Source organism: Enterobacter sp. ECC_219_Taxon_10 (genome assembly GCF_058354905.1).
The window spans coordinates 2,719,395-2,738,809 of sequence record NZ_CM178005.1 but is presented as its reverse complement, the minus strand read 5'-3'; the positions used below and the strand labels follow the sequence as shown (position 1 = coordinate 2,738,809).

At 56.1% G+C, this 19,415-nt stretch carries 21 protein-coding genes, 1 pseudogene and 1 other annotated feature; of the genes and pseudogenes, 8 read left to right on the top strand and 14 right to left on the bottom strand.

Going from position 1 to position 19,415, the window contains the following annotated elements:
- Positions 1-7: 7 nt before the first annotated feature.
- Positions 8-1,468, bottom strand: coding sequence for a cardiolipin synthase (cls, locus tag AC4ICF_RS13095; protein WP_028013424.1), 1,461 nt, complete (start codon positions 1,466-1,468; stop codon positions 8-10).
- A 144-nt stretch (positions 1,469-1,612) separates the two neighbouring features.
- On the opposite strand from cls, the gene AC4ICF_RS13090 reads away from it, so the two are divergent.
- Together AC4ICF_RS13090 and leuE are read left to right on the top strand one after the other, a co-directional pair.
- Positions 1,613-1,786: a YciY family protein gene (locus AC4ICF_RS13090; RefSeq protein ID WP_086379783.1), complete on the top strand. Its 174-nt coding sequence runs from the start codon at positions 1,613-1,615 to the stop codon at positions 1,784-1,786.
- Between the two features lie 106 nt (positions 1,787-1,892).
- The gene (leuE, locus tag AC4ICF_RS13085) at positions 1,893-2,528 is read left to right on the top strand and encodes a leucine efflux protein LeuE (protein WP_028013423.1); all 636 of its coding nucleotides are present in this window, start codon (positions 1,893-1,895) and stop codon (positions 2,526-2,528) included.
- Between the two features lie 34 nt (positions 2,529-2,562).
- On the opposite strand, the gene AC4ICF_RS13080 is transcribed toward leuE, so the two are convergent.
- Positions 2,563-2,859 (bottom strand): YciI family protein, encoded by a 297-nt coding sequence (locus AC4ICF_RS13080; RefSeq protein ID WP_049006872.1) that lies wholly within the window; start codon positions 2,857-2,859, stop codon positions 2,563-2,565.
- A 222-nt stretch (positions 2,860-3,081) separates the two neighbouring features.
- Between AC4ICF_RS13080 and tonB the strand changes: the two genes are divergently transcribed.
- Together tonB and AC4ICF_RS13070 are read left to right on the top strand one after the other, a co-directional pair.
- Entirely contained in the window at positions 3,082-3,804 is a 723-nt protein-coding gene (gene tonB / locus AC4ICF_RS13075) for a TonB system transport protein TonB (RefSeq protein ID WP_316379679.1), read from the top strand.
- 103 nt (positions 3,805-3,907) lie between these two features.
- Positions 3,908-5,236, top strand: a complete 1,329-nt coding sequence (locus AC4ICF_RS13070) for an IS4 family transposase (protein ID WP_491466092.1) — start codon at positions 3,908-3,910, stop codon at positions 5,234-5,236.
- A 44-nt stretch (positions 5,237-5,280) separates the two neighbouring features.
- Here AC4ICF_RS13070 and yciA read toward each other — a convergent pair whose 3' ends face one another.
- From yciA to AC4ICF_RS13050, 4 genes and pseudogenes are all read right to left on the bottom strand, one after another.
- A complete protein-coding gene (gene yciA, locus AC4ICF_RS13065) occupies positions 5,281-5,676 on the bottom strand; it encodes an acyl-CoA thioester hydrolase YciA (RefSeq protein ID WP_028013420.1) in 396 nt (131 codons plus the stop codon).
- A 104-nt stretch (positions 5,677-5,780) separates the two neighbouring features.
- The gene (locus AC4ICF_RS13060; protein ID WP_061097985.1) at positions 5,781-6,320 is read right to left on the bottom strand and encodes a septation protein A; all 540 of its coding nucleotides are present in this window, start codon (positions 6,318-6,320) and stop codon (positions 5,781-5,783) included.
- Positions 6,321-6,376: 56 nt separating this feature from the next.
- Positions 6,377-7,120 carry a YciC family protein gene (locus AC4ICF_RS13055; protein WP_023292236.1) on the bottom strand — a complete coding sequence of 248 codons (744 nt, stop codon included), beginning with the start codon at positions 7,118-7,120 and terminating at the stop codon, positions 6,377-6,379.
- A gap of 25 nt (positions 7,121-7,145) precedes the next feature.
- Positions 7,146-7,550 (bottom strand): annotated as a pseudogene (locus AC4ICF_RS13050) (YkgJ family cysteine cluster protein).
- A 282-nt stretch (positions 7,551-7,832) separates the two neighbouring features.
- Between AC4ICF_RS13050 and ompW the strand changes: the two are divergent.
- On the top strand, positions 7,833-8,465 hold the full coding sequence (gene ompW / locus AC4ICF_RS13045; RefSeq protein ID WP_116339472.1) for an outer membrane protein OmpW: 633 nt from the start codon (positions 7,833-7,835) through the stop codon (positions 8,463-8,465).
- Between the two features lie 43 nt (positions 8,466-8,508).
- Here the strand turns inward: ompW and yedF are convergent, their stop codons facing one another.
- The 8 genes from yedF to trpL form a co-directional block, all read right to left on the bottom strand.
- Complete coding sequence (yedF, locus tag AC4ICF_RS13040) at positions 8,509-8,742, bottom strand: sulfurtransferase-like selenium metabolism protein YedF (protein WP_003856774.1); 234 nt, start codon at positions 8,740-8,742, stop codon at positions 8,509-8,511.
- Positions 8,739-9,950 (bottom strand): selenium metabolism membrane protein YedE/FdhT, encoded by a 1,212-nt coding sequence (yedE, locus tag AC4ICF_RS13035; protein ID WP_316379292.1) that lies wholly within the window; start codon positions 9,948-9,950, stop codon positions 8,739-8,741. The genes yedF and yedE overlap by 4 nt, the downstream gene beginning before the upstream one ends.
- A gap of 181 nt (positions 9,951-10,131) precedes the next feature.
- Positions 10,132-10,941, bottom strand: coding sequence for a tryptophan synthase subunit alpha (trpA, locus tag AC4ICF_RS13030; protein ID WP_116339476.1), 810 nt, complete (start codon positions 10,939-10,941; stop codon positions 10,132-10,134).
- Positions 10,941-12,134, bottom strand: coding sequence for a tryptophan synthase subunit beta (gene trpB / locus AC4ICF_RS13025; RefSeq protein WP_028013413.1), 1,194 nt, complete (start codon positions 12,132-12,134; stop codon positions 10,941-10,943). The genes trpA and trpB overlap by 1 nt, the downstream gene beginning before the upstream one ends.
- Positions 12,135-12,144: 10 nt before the next feature.
- Positions 12,145-13,503 carry a bifunctional indole-3-glycerol-phosphate synthase TrpC/phosphoribosylanthranilate isomerase TrpF gene (gene trpCF, locus AC4ICF_RS13020; RefSeq protein WP_491466091.1) on the bottom strand — a complete coding sequence of 453 codons (1,359 nt, stop codon included), beginning with the start codon at positions 13,501-13,503 and terminating at the stop codon, positions 12,145-12,147.
- Positions 13,504-13,506: 3 nt separating this feature from the next.
- Positions 13,507-15,102, bottom strand: a complete 1,596-nt coding sequence (trpD, locus tag AC4ICF_RS13015) for a bifunctional anthranilate synthase glutamate amidotransferase component TrpG/anthranilate phosphoribosyltransferase TrpD (protein ID WP_028013411.1) — start codon at positions 15,100-15,102, stop codon at positions 13,507-13,509.
- Positions 15,102-16,664, bottom strand: a complete 1,563-nt coding sequence (locus AC4ICF_RS13010) for an anthranilate synthase component 1 (protein ID WP_316379289.1) — start codon at positions 16,662-16,664, stop codon at positions 15,102-15,104. Before AC4ICF_RS13010 ends, trpD begins: the two co-directional genes overlap by 1 nt.
- A gap of 25 nt (positions 16,665-16,689) precedes the next feature.
- Positions 16,690-16,783: a sequence feature (Trp leader region), on the bottom strand.
- Positions 16,760-16,804, bottom strand: coding sequence for a trp operon leader peptide (trpL, locus tag AC4ICF_RS13005; protein ID WP_116341108.1), 45 nt, complete (start codon positions 16,802-16,804; stop codon positions 16,760-16,762). (Overlaps the previous feature by 24 nt.)
- Before the next feature lie 139 nt (positions 16,805-16,943).
- Here trpL and rnm point away from each other — a divergent pair, with 139 nt between their 5' ends.
- From rnm to rluB, 3 genes are all read left to right on the top strand, one after another.
- Entirely contained in the window at positions 16,944-17,825 is an 882-nt protein-coding gene (gene rnm / locus AC4ICF_RS13000) for an RNase RNM (protein ID WP_163330847.1), read from the top strand.
- On the top strand, positions 17,822-18,442 hold the full coding sequence (locus AC4ICF_RS12995; RefSeq protein ID WP_003856793.1) for an L-threonylcarbamoyladenylate synthase: 621 nt from the start codon (positions 17,822-17,824) through the stop codon (positions 18,440-18,442). Before rnm ends, AC4ICF_RS12995 begins: the two co-directional genes overlap by 4 nt.
- Positions 18,443-18,538: 96 nt before the next feature.
- The gene (gene rluB / locus AC4ICF_RS12990; protein WP_028013408.1) at positions 18,539-19,414 is read left to right on the top strand and encodes a 23S rRNA pseudouridine(2605) synthase RluB; all 876 of its coding nucleotides are present in this window, start codon (positions 18,539-18,541) and stop codon (positions 19,412-19,414) included.
- The last annotated feature ends 1 nt before the right edge of the window (position 19,415 follow it).

Genomic DNA, 19,415 nt, shown 5'->3' with positions numbered 1-19,415 from the left:
GCACGTTTTACAGCAACGGACTAAAGAAGTAAAACAGTCGTTCAGCTATTCGCTGCCATAGCGGACGTTTTACCCAGAGCCTGGCATCCAGCAGCCGCGAGCGGGAGATATAGTCATCCTGAACCGCCGCCAGGTCACCGCCAAAGCCGGCGTCATCAATCACCAGGGTGATTTCAAAGTTTAGCCACAGGCTGCGCATATCAAGGTTAACCGTGCCCACCAGGCTTAACTCGCCGTCAACCAGCACGCTCTTGGTGTGCAATAGCCCGCCTTCAAACTGATAAATTTTCACCCCGGCAGCCAACAGTTCGCTAAAGAAGGCACGGCTGGCCCAGCCCACCAGAAGGGAGTCATTTTTGCGCGGCAGAATGATACTCACATCGACACCGCGCTGCGCTGCGGTACAAATCGCGTGCAGCAGGTCATCGCTGGGGACAAAGTAGGGCGTCGTCATGATCAGATATTCACGCGCGGAGTAGGTTGCCGTCAGCAGCGCCTGATGAATCAAGTCCTCCGGGAAGCCTGGTCCGGAGGCGATGGTATGAATTGTATGGCCGCTGGCCTCTTCAAACGGCATGATATTGCCATCCGGCGGCGGCGGCAGGATACGCTTGCCGGTCTCTATCTCCCAGTCGCAGGAGTACACGATGCCCATCGAGGTGGCAATCGGCCCCTCCATTCGCGCCATCAGATCCACCCATTGCCCGACGCCGGAATCCTGTTTAAAGAAGCGCGGGTCAACCATGTTCATACTGCCTGTGTAGGCAATATAGTTATCGATCATGACCATTTTACGATGCTGGCGAAGGTCCATCCGGCGCAGAAACACGCGCAGGAGATTAACCTTCAGCGCCTCAACCACCTCGATACCGGCGTTACGCATCATGCCCGCCCAGGGGCTACGGAAAAATGCCACGCTGCCCGCGGAGTCCAGCATCAGACGGCAGTGGATCCCCCGGCGTGCGGCCGCCATCAGCGACTCAGCGACCTGGTCAGCCATGCCGCCGGGCTGCCAGATATAAAACACCATCTCAATATTATGGCGAGCCAGCTGAATATCGCGAATCAACGCTTGCATGACATCATCGGACGACGTCAGTAGCTGGAGCTGATTGCCCTTCACGCCGCCAATCCCCTGGCGGCGCTCGCAGAGCTTAAACAGCGAGGAGGCGACGCTACTGTTCTCCTCGGCAAAGATATGCTTGCAGGCTTTGAGATCGTTAAGCCATTTCGCGGTGGAAGGCCACATGGCACGCGCCCGCTCGGCCCGGCGTTTACCCAAATGAAGCTCACCGAAAGAGAGATAGGCAATAATTCCCACCAGTGGGAGGATATAAATGATCAGAAGCCAGGCCATGGCAGAGGGTACGGCTCTGCGCTTCATCAGGATGCGTAACGTCACACCCGCGATTAACAGCCAGTATCCCAGAATGACCAGCCAACTCACCACGGTGTAGAAGGTTGTCATAGTTAAAAAAATCCTTTTGAAAGCGTATTGTTATGAGTGTACGCATCAGGATTCATCTGGCAAATAAAAACGCCAGGTAAAAGCGCTGGTTTGCTGCCGGGTTGGGTTTATAATGGCGACTCTGTTTGAGAAAGAGTTGTAGACATGAAGCGCAGTAGAACAGAAGTAGGGCGCTGGCGCATGTTGCGACAGGTGAGTCGTCGTAAGGCTCGTTGGCTGGAAGCACAATCCCGCCGCAATATGCGTATCCACGCCATCAGAAAATGTGGATTGACCCGGCACCGCAATGCGTTGCTGTTCGCAGTCCAGGATATCTGAAACCCATGAGGGCACCGCAAGGTGCCCGCTGATTATATAGTGTCTGATTTTGCGAATATCGTTATTGCGGCGATATTCCGGTTATTTTTAGCAAAAGGAGGGAGAGGTGTTTGCGGAGTTTGGTGTACTGAATTTCTGGACGTATGTTGTTGGCGCATTTTTTATCGTGCTGGTTCCCGGGCCAAACACCCTGTTTGTGCTGAAAACCGGGATTGGTCACGGAGTGAAAAAAGGGTATCTTGCCGCGACCGGTGTGTTTATCGGTGATGCGGTTTTGATGTTTCTGGCCTGGGCGGGGGTTGCGGCATTGATCCAGACGACCCCCGTACTCTTTAATATCGTGCGCTATCTTGGGGCCTTCTATCTGCTGTGGCTGGGGGGCAAAATGCTCTGGTCGGTAATTACCCGTCAGAATAACGCTCAAGAAAGCGGAACCGAGCCGGCCAGCACGATCATGAAACGCTCCCTCGTCCTGAGCCTGACCAATCCAAAAGCGATTCTGTTCTACGTTTCGTTCTTTGTGCAGTTTATTGACGTGAATGCGCAAAATACCGGGACCTCTTTCCTGATTCTTGCCACCACGCTTGAGCTGATTAGCTTTATGTACATGAGCTTCCTGATCTTCTCCGGGGCGTTTGTCACGCGTTATCTGAAAACCAAAAAGAAGCTGGCAAAGTTGGGGAACGGGCTGATAGGGCTGCTGTTTGTCGGATTTGCGGCGCGGTTAGCGTCGCTGCATTGATGTGAAAAGAGGCTCCTCCCGGAGCCTTTTTACATCAGAACACTTTCTTATATGGTCGCACCGTCACTTTCGCATACACACCCGCCGCAACGTATGGGTCTGCGTCAGCCCAGGCCTGCGCCGCTTCCTGAGACTCAAACTCCGCAATGACCGTGGAGCCAGAGAAACCGGCGGCGCCAGGGTCATTGCTGTCAACAGCAGGCATTGGACCTGCGGTCAACAAACGGCCTTCGTCCTGGAGCAGCTGCAGGCGAGCCAGATGGGCAGGGCGAACCGAGAGACGTTTTTCGAGGGAATCAGCGACATCTTCAGAGTAGATCACGTAAAGCACGGTGAAGCTCCTTAAGCGTAATAAAGTGTCAGTTACGTTATGTGAAAGGGCAATTAACTGCAATGTAAAGATAAAAGCAACGTTAATCCCCCGATCTGAGTGCCCCTTTTTTGACCACTCCAGCGCTTAAATTGCGCCAGAACAAAGTGTCTTATTGAATATGATTGCTATTTGCATTTAAAATCGGAGTTCGGTTTTTTAACGTTGATGATTATGACTTCGATGACCCTTGATTTACCTCGCCGCTTTCCCTGGCCGACGCTGCTGTCCGTCGTGATTCACGGTGCCGTCGTGGCGGGTTTGCTCTACACTTCGGTTCATCAGGTTATTGAAATGCCCGCACCCGCCCAGCCGATCTCGGTGACCATGGTCTCGCCAGCGGATCTCGAACCGCCGCAGGTTGCGCCGCCCCCGCCACAGCCTGTTGCTGAGCCTGAGCCGGAACCCGAGCCTGTCCCGGAACCACCGAAGGAAGCACCGGTGGTGATCCATAAACCTGAACCAAAGCCAAAACCTAAGCCGAAGCCAAAGCCGGTTAAGAAGGTTGAAGAGCGTCCAAAACGTGAAGAACGCCCGGTTGAACCGCGCGCGACCCAGCCGGTCGAAAATGCGGCGCCTTCGCGTCCGGTTATGAATAACAGCTCGCCGGCCGCAAAGCCGACGGTTGCCGCACCGGCAGGCCCACGAGCGTTGAGCCGTAATCAGCCTCAGTACCCGGCGCGAGCTCAGGCCTTACGCATTGAAGGCCGCGTACGGGTGAAATTTGACGTCACTGCGGATGGCCGCGTTGATAACGTGGAAATCCTGTCTGCTCAACCTTCTAATATGTTTGAGCGCGAAGTGAAATCGGCGATGCGCAGATGGCGCTACGAACCCGGTAAACCGGGTAGCGGACTGATCGTGAACATTGTTTTCCGCCTGAATGGCGGGGCGCAGATGGAATAAGAAAAGCCTCCGGAAGGAGTAATGCCGATCAGTTAAGGATCGGTTGACCGATCCAGTGGCTGTGTAAGAATCCGGAAATGCTCACCCGTTTCCGGATTTTTTTATGCACATTGGACAGGCTCTTGATCTGGTATCCCGTTACGATTCTCTGCGTAACCCTCTGACTTCTCTGGGCGACTGTCTTGACCCGGAACTGATTTCCCGCTGCCTTGAAAAATCCGGCACCGTCACGTTACGCAAACGGCGCCTTCCTCTGGAAATGATGGTCTGGTGCATTATCGGTATGGCCCTTGAGCGCAAGGAGCCGCTTCATCAGATAGTTAACCGGCTGGATATCATGTTACCCGGCAATCGTCCGTTCGTTGCCCCCAGCGCCGTGATCCAGGCCCGTCAGCGGCTGGGAAGCGAAGCCGTCCGCCGCGTGTTCACGCAAACAGCGCAGCTCTGGCATAACGCCACGCCGCATCCGCACTGGTGCGGCCTGACCCTGCTGGCCATCGATGGTGTGTTCTGGCGAACACCGGACACGCCGGAAAACGACAGCGCCTTTCCCCGCCAGACGCATGGCGGAAACCCGGCACTCTACCCGCAGGTAAAAATGGTCTGCCAGATGGAGCTGACCAGCCATCTGTTGACGGCAGCGGCCTTCGGCACGATGAAAAACAGTGAAAATGAGCTCGCGGAGCAACTGATAGAGCAGACCGGCGATAACACCCTGACGTTAATGGATAAAGGCTATTACTCGCTGGGGTTGCTGAATGCGTGGAGCCAGGCGGGAGAACACCGTCACTGGATGCTCCCTCTCAGAAAGGGAGCACAGTATGAAGAGGTCAGAAAGCTGGGTAAAGGCGACTATCTGGTGAAGCTGAAAACCAGCCCACAGGCACGAAAAAAATGGCCGGGTCTGGGAGATGAGATGACAGCCCGCCTGCTGACCGTAACACGCAAAGGAAAAGTCAGCCATCTGCTGACGTCGATGACGGACGCCATGCGCTATCCCGGAGGAGAAATGGCAGACCTGTACAGCCATCGCTGGGAAATAGAGCTGGGGTACAGGGAGATAAAACAAACGATGCAACTGAGCAGGCTGACGCTGAGAAGTAAAAAGCCGGAGCTTGTGGAGCAGGAGTTATGGGGCGTGTTACTGGCGTATAATCTGGTGCGATATCAGATGATTAAAATGGCGGGCCATCTGAAAGGATACTGGCCGAATCAGCTGAGCTTCTCAGAATCATGCGGCATGGTCATGAGAATGCTGATGACGCTGCAGGGCGCTTCACCAGGGCGTATCCCGGAGCTGATGCGTGATCTTGAAAGCATGGCGCAACTGGTAAAGTTGCCGACAAGAAGGGAAAGGGCCTTCCCGAGGGTGGTAAAGGAAAGGCCCTGGAGATACCCCACAGCCCCGAAAAAAAGCCAGTCAGTTGCTTAACTGACTGGCATTACTCCGGAAGGAGGCTTTTTTTTGCCTGTCGTTCAGGCTGGCGGAAGCTGACGAGGTTTACCCTCGCTATCGACTGCCACATAAATAAACAGCGCTTCAGTTGCTTTATAGCGCTGTCCAATCGGTTCAGAAGAGACTTTCTTCACCCAGACTTCAATGTTGATGGAGATGGAGGTATTGCCGCGTTTTACGCAACGGGCGTAACAGCAAACCACATCACCTACCGCAACCGGGCGCAGGAAGGTCATTCCATCCACCCGCACGGTCACCACGCGCCCATGAGCAATCTCTTTTGCCAGAATTGCGCCGCCCATATCCATCTGCGACATCAGCCAGCCGCCAAAAATATCGCCATTGGCATTGGTGTCTGCGGGCATTGCCAGTGTGCGTAAAACCAGTTCGCCCTGAGGGGCGTTATTTGTTGTCATTGTTTTAACTCATAACGGAAGACTTCAGGCGGGATGCTACTATGATTTCACAGCGGAGAGAATAGACCAGAACGCCTGTCGAACACGTTCTGGTCAGTCAGCAATCAGTGCTTATCGTCCTGCGGCATGTGGCGATAAATATAAACGCCGCTTAGCAGGGTGAAAATCAGCGTCAGGGCCGTCAGGCCGAAGACCTTAAAGTTGACCCAAATGTTTTGCGGCAGCCAGAAGGCAATATAGATATTGGCAAGACCGCAAAGGATAAAGAACACCGCCCAGGCGATATTCAGGCGAGACCAGACCTCCTGAGGCAGCGTCAGCTCTTTGCCGAGCATGCGCTGAATCAGAGGCTTTTTCATCACCCACTGGCTGATCAGTAAGGCACCCGCAAACAGCGCATAGATCACCGTAACTTTCCACTTAATGAATTCATCATTGTGGAAGAAAAGGGTTAGTCCACCGAATACGGCGACCAGGACGAACGTCACCAGCGCCATTTTTTCAACTTTACGGTAGCGCACCCAGCTGTAGATCAGCACAACCGCAGTCGCAATAATCAGCGCCGTGGTCGCAGCATAAATGTCATACAGCTTATAAAATGCGAAAAAGACAACCAGCGGTAAAAAATCAAGAAACTGCTTCATTCTGTGATTCCATCTTCTCTGTTGAGCCGGGAAAGTTCATCCTCCCGGCATCAGGATTACTGACGAATTAACATATACAGGCGGAACAGATAGACCAGCAGTACCGCTGAAATCAGGTTGCTCAGCGTATTCGCGACCACCGCGCCAACATTCGGGGTTAATACCGCAAAATTGGGTGCAAACAGGAGCAGGAGCGTTTTTGCCAGCAGCCAGCCGATCACGGCGGGCGCTACCAGACGCATGTTCGCCCATGCCAGCCTGATGCTGCTGCGCATCGCGGTAAAAATCCCCATTTTATCCTGCACGACCATCACGGGAGCAAAAGCAAGCACGATAGCCAGTAACACACCCGGCACCACGACCAGCATAATCCCCATCTGCACCAGCATGGTGGTTAAAAAGATCAGGATAAACAGCTTAGGTAAGACCGGCGCGCTGGCTCCAATCGCCCGTAAGGCGCTGACCCGGTGGCCCGCCGACACCAGCTGAATCATCAGCAGAACGCCACCTGCCAGAATCGCATTACCAATGAGCCCGGAGAAAGTCGATGCGGCAGATGCCCGCAGCAGAATCTGTTGCTGCTCCGGCGTCATGTTTTGCACCAGTTCAAACAGCCCCACGCTTCCTGCCAGATGGTCGCCCTGGCTCAGGCTGGCAATCTGTTCTTCACTCGGTGAGAACGCATGACCCAGCACCACAGTGATAAAGGCGCAAAGCAACGCGATCAGTAAAAAGGTAATGAACTGATTGCGGAAAAAATTTCCCGTGTCACGGTAGACAGACTTCGCCGTGATAGACATGCACTCTCCTTGAGTATTGCAGGTGTTAATTAGCCGGCAATTGTACACCGGATGTACCTGCTGTGGCAGCATCAAGGCTTGTATGGAAAAGCATATCTTTGTAAAGCGGCGGTAATCCAAAGCGTGCCCGGGCACGATTACAGGCTTCATTAACCTGCCCATCTTCGCCGGACATGGCAAATTCCCGGCACGGGCTGGGGCGATCTTCATAGATAGCGCACCGGGTAGAGATACCCGGCTCCCCCTGTAAGGCCGCGCAGCGGCTCTGCTTTTGGTTTGTGCCGCGCATACACCGCAGAAAAGGAGTGACAGGCTCAGTGAGATGAACCGGAACGGTACCGCCGCCATCGCTGGCTTCGGCCCATTAGAAAGAGACTCGAAAATACGCACAACAGGCTCCGCACGTCATGCACGGGTTAACTTCACTCATGGCACACCTGCAAAAGAAGAACGCATCAAATCAACTTGTGAGAACGATAAATTATCCAGCCGCCAGAGGAAGAGCAAGAGGGAGAAAAGAGAAAATTTTGTAACTGTGAAATGCTAAAAATTGACATAGAAACAACTTATTGCTTTTCAGGGCGCCACAAAAAATTAACCCAGATCAATGAATGTTAACTTACTGGTTTTAATGTGATCTGTGGCAGATCACTTATTACTCTTTTGTGAGTATATTCTCATCCGCGATTAAAACCACAACGATGGAGCGGATATGAAAAAATTAGCGGTGGCAGCCCTTGTATTAAGCAGTCTCTCTGGCGGCGCGTACGCGCATGAAGCAGGCGAGTTCTTTATTCGTGCCGGTTCGGCCACGGTTCGCCCAACTGAAGGTTCGGATAACGTGCTGGGGATGGGCGGTTTTAACGTCAGTAACAACACCCAGTTGGGGTTAACGTTCACCTATATGGCGACGGATAACGTTGGCGTTGAGCTTCTGGCGGCAACGCCGTTCCGTCACCGGGTCGGTCTTGGGGCAACCGGTGATATCGCAACGGTTCACCATTTGCCGCCAACGCTGATGGCGCAATGGTACTTTGGCGATGCAAGCAGCAAGGTGCGTCCGTATATTGGCGCAGGTGTCAACTACACCACCTTCTTCGATGAGAAATTCAACGATACCGGGAAAGAGGCAGGTCTCTCCGATCTCAGCCTGAAAGACTCGTGGGGCATGGCGGGGCAGGTTGGTCTGGACTATCTGATTAACCGCGACTGGCTGATCAACGCCTCGGTCTGGTACATGGACATTGATACGGACGTGCGCTTCAAGGCGGGCGGTGAGCAGCAAAGCATCAATACGCGTCTGGATCCGTGGGTGTTTATGTTCTCTGCGGGTTATCGTTTCTAATTCAGGCTGTTCGATGCGCCCCCGAAGGGGCGCATTTCGTATATTACTTCTGAATCAAATAGCGAATGGTTGGCCCGTCCTGCTGGATATCCAGCACCGTATAACCGTGGTTTTTCGCATCCAGCGGAATGTTGTTGATGGACTGCGGACAATCGCTGACCACCTCCAGAATTTCACCTTTTTTGAGCTGCGGTAGCGCCTCAAGCGTGGCAACCGCCGGATACGGGCAGGGTTCACCGACCATATCCAGTCGATAATCGGGGACGATCTCTTTCATGCAGCGTTCTCCTGCGTTTCAGTTTTAACGGTGGCGCGGCGGAAGAAACGTTTCTCCTGCGCAACAACCAGTAAAAAAGCGACCAGCAGCAGGGCATAGGTGACCAGCAGACCGCCAAGGGGACCGAAGGTGCTCAGCAGGTTGACCTTGTCCCAGTTCGTTGCAAGTACCGGAGAGACGTCGTCCCAGTAGTACGCCAGAATGGTTGAGCCGATGACGTTACCCAGCCCGACCCACCAGTAGTGCACCTGTCCCTCTACCGCGCGATACATCCAGCCGGTTTCACACCCGCCCGCCAGCACAATCCCGAAGCCAAACAACAGGCCGCCAATCACCGCGTTCGGGCCAGCCCACATGATTTTCGGTTCCACGCCTAACTGAACGTAGCTGAAGATGCCGATGGCGCTCACCGCCATACCGGCAATGATTGCCTTCGCCATCATCGTCCGTCCGGTGATCCACATATCGCGAAACGCGGAGGTAAAGCAGATCTGCGCGCGTTCGATCAGCAGGCCAAAACCGACACCGAACAACATCGCCAGGCCAAGCTTCGGCTGATTCATCGCCGTGCAAATGGCCCACGCGATCATGGCAAAAAAGACCAGCATACCCAGGCGGAAACGACGCTTTGCCTGGTCCGGCTTCTGGGTTAGCGGGGACGCCGCGCTGACTTTTGTTATTTTCACCGGGATGCGGAACAGCGGCAGCAGGGTGAATTTTGCCCCAAAGTAAGAGCCGATTGCCGTGGCGACAGCAAAAAACCAGGCATGAAGCGAGAACTGCGGAATCCCCGTAAAGAAAGCGGCCAGGTTGCAGCCCATCGCCAGGCGGGCACCAAACCCGGCAATCATACCCCCGACTACCGCCTGCAGAATGCGAATACGGCTTTTGGGCATGCGCAGCTTAACGTTGTTTGCCCACAGCGCCGCGGCGAAGCAGCCGCCAAACATGCCGACAATCATCATCCCGTCGATGCGGGTAAGCGGTGTGCCTTCCAGGTGAATCAGTTTGAAGTAGCCCCACTCTTGGGTATGCACGCCTGCAAGTTGCAGCAACTGACCACCCCAGCGGGTGAACTCGCCGGTGACGGCCCAGAAGGTGCCGGTAATGCCGAAATAATAAGTAGAGAGAATGCCTGCCGCGATGACGGCCGGAACAGGTGACCAGAACTTAACCAGGTAAGTCTGCTTGAAGTATTGCCATGACATGAATAAGCCTCTGAACTCAGAAGGATTAAAGATAAAAAAGAGTCCAGATCATACGCCTGCAGGCAAGAATGGGAAGCTATTCACACCGAAAATATCGAAGGGATCAATTTTGACGTGATCCTTTGTAGTGGATGGAGAAGGAGGCGTAACCGTCTGGCAGAGATGCCAGACGGTGGAGGGATTATGCTTTCCGCGTCGCTGCTTTCATTGCGGTCACGAACGCTTTCAATTCGTTCAGCATCTGCTCGGGCTTGTCCACGTTCTTCTCGATGATCTTCACTATCGCGGAGCCGGAGATGGCGCCAGCCGCCTTCGCTTCAATTGCCGCAGTGACCTGATCCGGAGAGGAAATCCCGAAGCCCTGCAGCGGAGGCGCGGCATGGTATTCGGCCAGCTTCTCCACCAGATGATGCAGCGGCAGTGCGGCTTTATTCTCGGCACCGGTCACGCCTGCGCGGGAGAGCAGATAGGTATATCCGCGTCCGTAAGAGGCAATCTGGCGCAGCAGTTCGTCATCAGCGTTTGGTGGGCAGATGAAAATCGGGGCGACATTATGGCGCATTGCCGCCTGGCGGAACGGCGCAGACTCTTCAACGGGCACGTCTGCTACCAGCACCGAGTCAACACCCACGCGCGCGCACTCGGCGTAGAACTCGTCAACACCACGGTTAAACACCAGGTTGGCGTACATCAGCAGGCCAATCGGAATGGTCGGGTGCTTCTGGCGGATCGCCGCCAGCATCTCAAAGCACTGGGTTGGGGTTACGCCTGCGGCAAACGCGCGCAGGGTGGCGTTCTGGATGGTCGGGCCATCCGCCAGCGGATCGGAGAATGGAATGCCCAGCTCCAGCGCGTCGGCACCGGCTTCGATCAGGGCGTCGATAATCTTCAGAGACTGCTCCGGGCCAGGGTCGCCCAGGGTAACGAAGGGAACGAACGCGCCTTCCTGGCGGGATTTCAGTTCAGCAAATGCATTATCGTAGCGTTCCATCAGATTTCCCCTCGTGCTTTCAGAATATCGTGAACGGTGAAGATATCTTTGTCACCGCGACCAGAAAGGTTAACGACCAGCAGCTGCTCTTTTTCCGGGTTCTCTTTCATCATTTTCAGCGCGTGCGCCAGCGCGTGTGAAGACTCAAGTGCAGGGATGATACCTTCGCTGCGGCACAGCGTTTTGAAGGCTTCCAGCGCTTCATCATCGGTAATGGAGACATAATCCGCGCGCCCCGTGCTGTTCAGAAACGCGTGCTGTGGCCCAACGGACGGGAAATCCAGTCCGGCAGAAATCGAGTAAGACTCTTCAATCTGCCCTTCATCGGTCTGCATCATCGGGGCTTTCATGCCGAAGTAAATCCCCACGCGGCCATGCTTCAGCGGCGCGCCGTGCTCGCCGGTTTCAATCCCGTGACCGGCAGGCTCGACGCCAATCAGCCCTACGCGGGTTTCGTCGATAAAATCGGCAAACATGCCGATGGCGTTAGATCCGCCGCCGACGCAGGCAATCACCGCATCCGGCAGACGACCCTCTTTTTCAAGGATTTGCGCTTTGGTTTCTTCACCGATCATGCGCTGGAATTCTCGTACGATGGTTGGGAACGGGTGCGGGCCCGCCGCGGTGCCGAGCATATAGTGCGCGGTTTCGTAACTGCCTGACCAGTCGCGCAGCGCTTCGTTACAGGCATCTTTCAGCGTCGCGGAGCCGCTGTGCACCGGGATTACTTCCGCACCCATCAGGCGCATACGGAACACGTTCGGCGACTGACGCTCAACGTCTTTCGCGCCCATGTAGATGCGGCACTTCAGGCCGAGCAGGGCGCTGGCGAGCGCAGAAGCCACGCCGTGCTGTCCCGCGCCGGTTTCGGCGATGATTTCGGTTTTACCCATACGCTTTGCGAGCAGCGCCTGGCCCAGCACCTGGTTAGTTTTATGCGCGCCGCCGTGCAGCAGATCTTCACGCTTAAGATAAAGCGTGGTTTTGGTGCCTTCGGTCAGGTTGCGGCATTTGGTCAGCGCGGTTGGACGGCCGGCATAGTTTTTCAGCAGGTCGGTAAACTCCGCCTGAAACGCCGGATCTTTCTGCGCGCTCACGAACGCTTCTTCCAGCTGGCGCAGCGCGGGCATCAGGATTTGCGGAACGTACATCCCGCCGAACTCACCAAAATACGGGTTAAGTAATGTCGTCATCTTCTCTTCCTTAATATGCACGCAGAGTTTTAAACACCGAGGCCAGCTTGCTGGCATCTTTTATACCCGGTTGCGACTCTACGCCTGAATTGAAATCGAGGCCTGCACAGCCGGTTTTCGCGGCTTCCACACAGTTATCCGGACTTAGTCCGCCCGCCAGCAGGACGTTGTCCAGCTTTTCGCCGTTCAGCAGCGACCAGTCAAAACGCTGTCCGGTGCCGCCCTGGCCGTTATCGAGCACGTATTTGTCAACGTGGTTAAGATTACGTGCGGGCAGGGTGCTGACCACGCTTTGTGCTTTCCAGATCTGAACCTGCGGTGCCAGCGCATCGCGCAGGGCATTGATATACGCCTGGTCTTCTTCGCCATGGAGCTGAACGGCACTCAGGGATAACGTCGCGGCTTTTGCCACAACGTCCGCGATATCCGCATTGCGGAATACGCCAACATAGCTCAGCGGGGCCGCTGCGATTACCTTGCGGGCCTGTTCCTCATTGACTGTGCGAGGTGAGGCGTCAACGAAGATCAAACCGCCATAGATTGCCCCAGCCTCATACGCGGCCAGTGCATCCTGTTCCCGGGTTAAGCCGCAGACTTTGTTTTCACCCAGCAGCACGCGACGCACAGCCGCGTTGAGATCGTCATGCTCCATCATGGCGGAGCCAATCAGGAAACCGTTGGCGAAGTGGCTCAGCTCGCGCACCTGGGCGTAGCTGTTAATGCCGGATTCGCTGATCACCGTGACGCCAGAACCCAGACGCGGAGCCAGCTGGCGCGTGCGGTTCAGGTCAATCGACAGGTCGCGAAGATCGCGGTTGTTGATGCCGACCACTTTGGCTTCCAGCGCAATGGCACGCTCGAGCTCTTCTTCGTTACTCACTTCGGTCAGCACGCCCATTTTCAGGCTGTGCGCCACGGCAGCAAGCTGGCGATACTGTTCGTCGTCCAGTACCGAGAGCATCAGAAGGCAGGCATCGGCCTGGTAGAATCGCGCCAGCCAGATTTGATACGGGTCGATAATAAAGTCTTTGCACAGGATCGGCTGCGGCGCGATGCCGCTGACGATCGGCAGAAAATCGAAGCTGCCCTGGAAATATTTCTCATCCGTCAGCACGGAGATAGCCGACGCATGATGCTTATAAATACCGGCGATACGCGCCGGGTCAAAATCGTCACGAATAACGCCTTTTGAGGGAGACGCCTTTTTGCACTCCAGAATAAAGGCGGTGCGTGCACCCTGCAGGGCATTATAGAAACGACGGCTGCTTGGGACGACGTCATTCTGGAAACTGGCAAGCGGCTGCTCTGCTTTGCGTGCTTCCACCCAGATGGCCTTATCGGCAACGATTTTCGCTAAAACGGTCTGCATTCTTTACCCTCTTGCCGCAAGTGCGGTAACGCGATCGTAAGCTGCACCGGAGCGCAGTACATCCAGAACTTTTTGAGCATTGGCCTTCAGGTCTTCCTCACCGTGCAAACGCATCAGCATGGCGACGTTGGCAGCCACGGCGGCCTCATGAGCGGCCTCACCTTTACCTTGTAGTAAGCGCGTCAGAATGTCACGGTTTTCTTCCGGCGTACCGCCTGCCAGCGCTTCCTGATGGTACGGCGTTAAGCCGAAATCAGACGCCTCAAGCTGATAGCTGAGCACTTCGCCATCGTTAAGCTCGGCCACCAGCGTCGGCGCATGCAGCGAAACTTCATCCATTCCGCCGCTGTGCACCACGGCGGCGCGTTTGTAACCCAGCACGCGCAGCGTTTCGGCAATCGGCAGGACCAGCTCAGGGCTATAAACGCCAATTAATGCCAGTGGCGGATGGGCCGGGTTGATCAGCGGGCCGAGCACGTTAAACAGCGTGCGGGTTTTAAGCTGCTGGCGAACCGGCATGGCGTGGCGGAAACCGGTGTGATATTTCGGCGCAAACAGGAAGCAAACGCCCAGATCGTCCAGCGCTTCGCGTGAACGCTCGGCATTCATCTCCAGGTTGATGCCAAAAGCGGCCAGCAGATCGGACGAGCCTGAACGGCTGGAGACGCTGCGGTTACCGTGTTTCGCTACCTTCAAACCACACGCCGCCGCCACGAACGCGCTGGCGGTGGAGATGTTAATACTGTTGCTGCCGTCACCACCGGTTCCGACGATATCGGCAAACTGATAGTCAGGGCGCGGGAACGGGGCGGCATTTTCCAGCAGGGCAGTGGCCGCGCCGGCGATCTCCTGCGGGCTTTCGCCGCGCACCTTCATGCTGACCAGCGCTGCCGCCAGTTGTTCAGGCTTCAGCTCACCGCGCACCACGGCGGAGAAGAGCTGGTGGCTCTCTTGCTGGCTCAGGGTCTGCGCCTGATATAGTTTTTCCAGAATCGGCTGCAGGGTGTTGGTCTGCTCCAGCTTCTGTAACGCCCAGTCAAGGGTCTGCTCCAGCAGGCGTGCGCCATTGGAGGTCAAAATAGATTCCGGGTGGAACTGCATCCCGCAGACGCGATCCGCATCGTGGCGTACCGCCATCACCATCCCTTCGAACGAGGCGTTGATGGTCAGCCCGGCCGGAATGTTGCTGCCGACCAGCGAATGGTAGCGCGCGACCGGAAGCGGATTCGGCAGCCCGGCAAACATTGCCTGGCCGTCATGTTCAATGCTGGAGGCTTTACCGTGCAGGATCTCGCCCGCCTGGCCGACGTAGCCGCCGTAGGCTTCCACGATCGCCTGGTGACCCAGGCAGATACCGATAATTGGCAGCTTGCCGCGCATGCGGGTCAGCAGCTCGGGCATACAGCCCGCTTCGCTCGGCGCGCCCGGCCCCGGGGAGAGCATCAGCACCGGGTTTTGCATGGTCGCCAGACGGTCAATCAGGGTCTGAGCCGGAACGTGGTTACGGTAGATAACGACGTTGTGGCCATTTGCACGCAGCTGATCTGCCAGGTTATAGGTAAAGGAGTCGATATTATCGAGCAGCAGAATGTCAGCCATCAGAAAATCTCCTGTGCGTGGTGTGCGGTAGCGATGGCGCGCAATACCGCGCGCGCTTTACTGCGGGTTTCGTCAGCTTCAGACTGCGGAACAGAGTCGAGAACAATCCCGGCGCCGGCCTGAACGGTAGCAATACCGTCCTCTACGTAGGCGGAACGGATCACGATGCAGGTATCGAGGTCGCCGTGGGCGGTGAAGTAACCCACCGCGCCGCCGTAGCTCCCGCGCCGACGTCCTTCCGCTTCGGCGATAAGCTGCATGGCACGCACCTTCGGCGCGCCGCTCAGGGTGCCCATGTTCATACAGGCGCGGTAGGCGTGCAGCACGTCGAGGTCGCTGCGCAGCTCACCCACCACGCGGGAGACCAGGTGCATCACGAAGGAGTAGCGGTCGACTTTGGTCAGGTCCGCCACGTAGCGGCTGCCCGGCGTGCAAATACGCGCCAGGTCGTTACGTGCCAGGTCAACCAGCATCAGGTGCTCGGAGAGCTCCTTATGGTCGGTACGCATTTCCAGTTCGATGCGACTGTCCAGATCGCGGTCCAGCGAGCCATCGGCGCGACGGCCGCGCGGACGGGTACCTGCAATCGGGTAGATCTCAATCTGGCGGCTGGTGGCGTCATATTTCAGCGAGCTTTCCGGCGAGGCGCCGAACAGCGTGAAATCGTTGTCCTGCATAAAGAACATGTACGGGCTTGGGTTGCTTTTCTTCAGCACGTCGTAAGCCGCAAGCGGCGACGGGCAGGGCAGAGAGAAACGGCGGGAAGGCACCACCTGGAAAATCTCCCCGGCGCGAATCGCCTTTTGCATTTGGCGAACCACGGCACCGTATTGATCGTCGGTCTGGTTAACCTCACAGGTCATCTTCTCGACGTGCTGCACAGGTAGCGCAGGCGGCGCTTCCGTCATTTGCTGCTGCAGTTGGGCAATGCGGTGCTCCAGACGATTTTTCTCAGCGCCAGAAGGCGTGAACAGGCTGGCCTGAATGCGGGTGTATTGTTTCTGATGGTCGATCACCAGCAGGGTTTCGGCCAGATAGAAACAGTAGTCCGGGCAGCGGTTGCCCTGCTCGGTTTCCGGCAAATCTTCAAAACCGGCAACCAGGTCGTAAGCAAACAGCCCGCCGAAGAACATGGCTTCACGCTCATCTTCCGGCACGGTCACCAGATTTTGCAGCAGTCGGAAGGCATCGAATACGGACAGCGAGCAGAGGCGCGCGTCTTCGTCCAGCAGCTGGCTTACCGGCGGGAAATGCAAAATTCGCAGGTCAGGGTGACGTTCATTGCCGATGCCCGCAGGCAGAGCCTCATCTAACAGCGGCAGCAGCGATGCGCCATTGTCAGAAAGCGCCTTAATGGTGACGGTGTCACCTAATGCGGTAATGCGCAGCGCGCTGTCGACCAGCAGCAGGCTTTTCAGATCGTCCTTGCTGTCGATATCCGCAGACTCCAGCAGCAGCGTCGCCGGACGCGCGCCGCACACCTGATGAAACAGCGCGGTCGGGTTGTGACGATAGGCCGCCTCGCAGGTCAACAGTTCAAGATGGGGTTTGGCTGTTTGCATGTTGTTGTTCTCATTTATTCTGTTCAAAAAAAAGCCCGCTGGTTAGCGGGCGGGTATCTGTTTGCATTTCGCAGACGCGTGACACTGCCCGAAGATCAGGTAGTGCGCCACCAACCGTGCAGAGTGAAATGTGCCGTCATTTTCAGATACCTTTATCGTGTGAACTTGCGTACTAGTTAACTAGTTCGGTGGCGTGTTGTCAACCCTTGATTTCAGAATTTCACGTTAAGTCGGTATCATGGCGGTTTCGGATGTCTCCAACCTGATATGGGAAGTGCTTTGAGCGATACCACCTACGCGATTATTTATGATTTACACAGCCATACTCAGGCTTCTGATGGCCTGCTGACACCCGAAGCCCTGGTTCATCGCGCGGTTGAAATGCGTGTCGGCACGCTGGCGATAACCGATCACGACACCACCGACGCCATTCCGGCAGCGCGCGCCGAGATTGCCCGCAGCGGGCTGGCGCTGAATCTGGTCCCCGGCGTCGAGATATCGACCGTCTGGGAAAACCATGAGATTCATATCGTTGGCCTGAACATTGATATAGAACATCCGGCACTTCTTGCCTTTTTGCAAGAACAAAAAACGCGTCGCAACCAGCGCGCGGAGATGATCGGCGAGCGCCTGGAAAAGGCGCATATTCCGGGGGCGCTGGAAGGAGCGCGAAAGCTGGCGAACGGCGGGGCGGTCACCCGCGGACATTTCGCCCGTTTTCTGGTTCAAGTGGGTAAAGCGACGACCATGGCGGACGTCTTTAAAAAGTATCTGGCGCGCGGGAAAACCGGATACGTTCCGCCACAGTGGTGTACAATAAAACAAGCTATTGATGTGATTCATCATTCTGGCGGTAAGGCCGTGCTGGCCCATCCGGGACGGTATAATCTTTCTGCTAAATGGCTGAAAAGACTGCTGGCGCACTTTGCCGAATGCGGTGGCGAGGCGATGGAAGTCGCCCAGTGTCAGCAGGCGCCCAACGAGCGCGCGCAGCTCGCGACTTACGCCCGCCAGTTTGGCCTGCTTGGGTCACAGGGCTCTGATTTCCATCAGCCCTGCGCGTGGATCGAACTCGGGCGCAAGCTCTGGCTACCCGCTGGCGTTGAGCCGGTCTGGCAGCTCTGGGAGCAGCCGCAGCAAATTGAAGAGAGGGAAGTATGAGTCAGTTTTTCTATATCCATCCGGATAACCCGCAGCCACGTCTGATTAACCAGGCCGTGGAGATCGTCCGCAAAGGGGGCGTGATAGTCTACCCAACCGATTCTGGCTACGCGCTGGGCTGCAAAATTGAAGATAAAGGGGCGATGGAGCGTATCTGTCGCATCCGTCAGCTGCCTGACGGCCATAACTTTACTCTGATGTGCCGCGATCTCTCTGAGCTGTCGACCTATGCTTATGTGGATAACGTGGCGTTTCGCCTGATTAAGAACAACACGCCGGGGAACTACACCTTCATCCTGAAAGGGACGAAAGAGGTGCCGCGCCGTCTGTTGCAGGAGAAGCGTAAAACCATCGGGATGCGCGTGCCGTCGAACCCGATTGCCCAGGCGCTGCTGGAGACCCTCGGCGAACCGATGCTCTCTACCTCGCTGATGCTGCCGGGAAGCGAGTTTACCGAGTCCGATCCGGAAGAGATTAAAGATCGCCTGGAGAAAGTGGTAGAGCTGATTATTCACGGCGGTTATCTCGGCCAGCAGCCGACCACCGTTGTGGATCTCACTGAAGATGCGCCGGAAGTGATTCGTGAAGGCGTGGGTGATGTTAAGCCTTTCTTGTAGAGGTGTAAGCAGATATACTACGCGGCCATCAAAGCAGGGCTCGGCCCTGTTTTGACCTGATTCGACGCCTGTGAAGGCGACACCTGAGGAAGCTCAATGAGCGAGAAGTTACAGAAAGTGCTGGCGCGCGCCGGCCACGGTTCACGCCGTGAAATCGAAGCCATTATTGAAGCGGGCCGCGTGAGTGTGGACGGTAAAATCGCCACGCTGGGTGACCGCGTTGAAATCGTACCGGGGCTGAAGATCCGCATCGACGGCCATCTTATCTCCGTAAAAGAGTCCGCAGAACAAATCTGCCGCGTGCTGGCGTACTACAAGCCGGAAGGCGAGCTGTGTACCCGCAACGATCCGGAAGGTCGTCCGACGGTGTTTGACCGTCTGCCAAAACTGCGCGGCGCTCGCTGGATTGCCGTAGGTCGTCTGGACGTGAACACTTGCGGTCTGCTGCTGTTTACCACCGATGGTGAACTGGCAAACCGTTTGATGCACCCAAGCCGCGAAGTGGAACGTGAATACGCGGTGCGCGTGTTTGGCCAGGTTGATGAGAATAAACTGCGCGATCTGTCGCGCGGCGTGCAGCTGGAAGATGGCCCTGCGGCGTTCAAAACCATCAAATTTACCGGTGGTGAAGGGATTAACCAGTGGTACAACGTCACCCTGACCGAGGGACGTAACCGCGAGGTGCGTCGTCTGTGGGAAGCGGTTGGCGTGCAGGTGAGCCGCCTGATCCGCGTTCGCTACGGCGACATTCTGCTGCCGAAAGGCCTGCCGCGCGGGGGGTATACCGAGCTGGATCTTACTCAGACTAACTACCTGCGCGAGCTGGTTGGCCTGACTCCGGAAACCACTTCTAAAGTGGCGGTGGAGAAAGATCGTCGTCGCATGAAGGCGAATCAGATCCGTCGTGCGGTGAAACGACACAGCCAGGTGAACAGCAATCGTCGCTCTGGCAGCCGGAATAACAACGGATAAT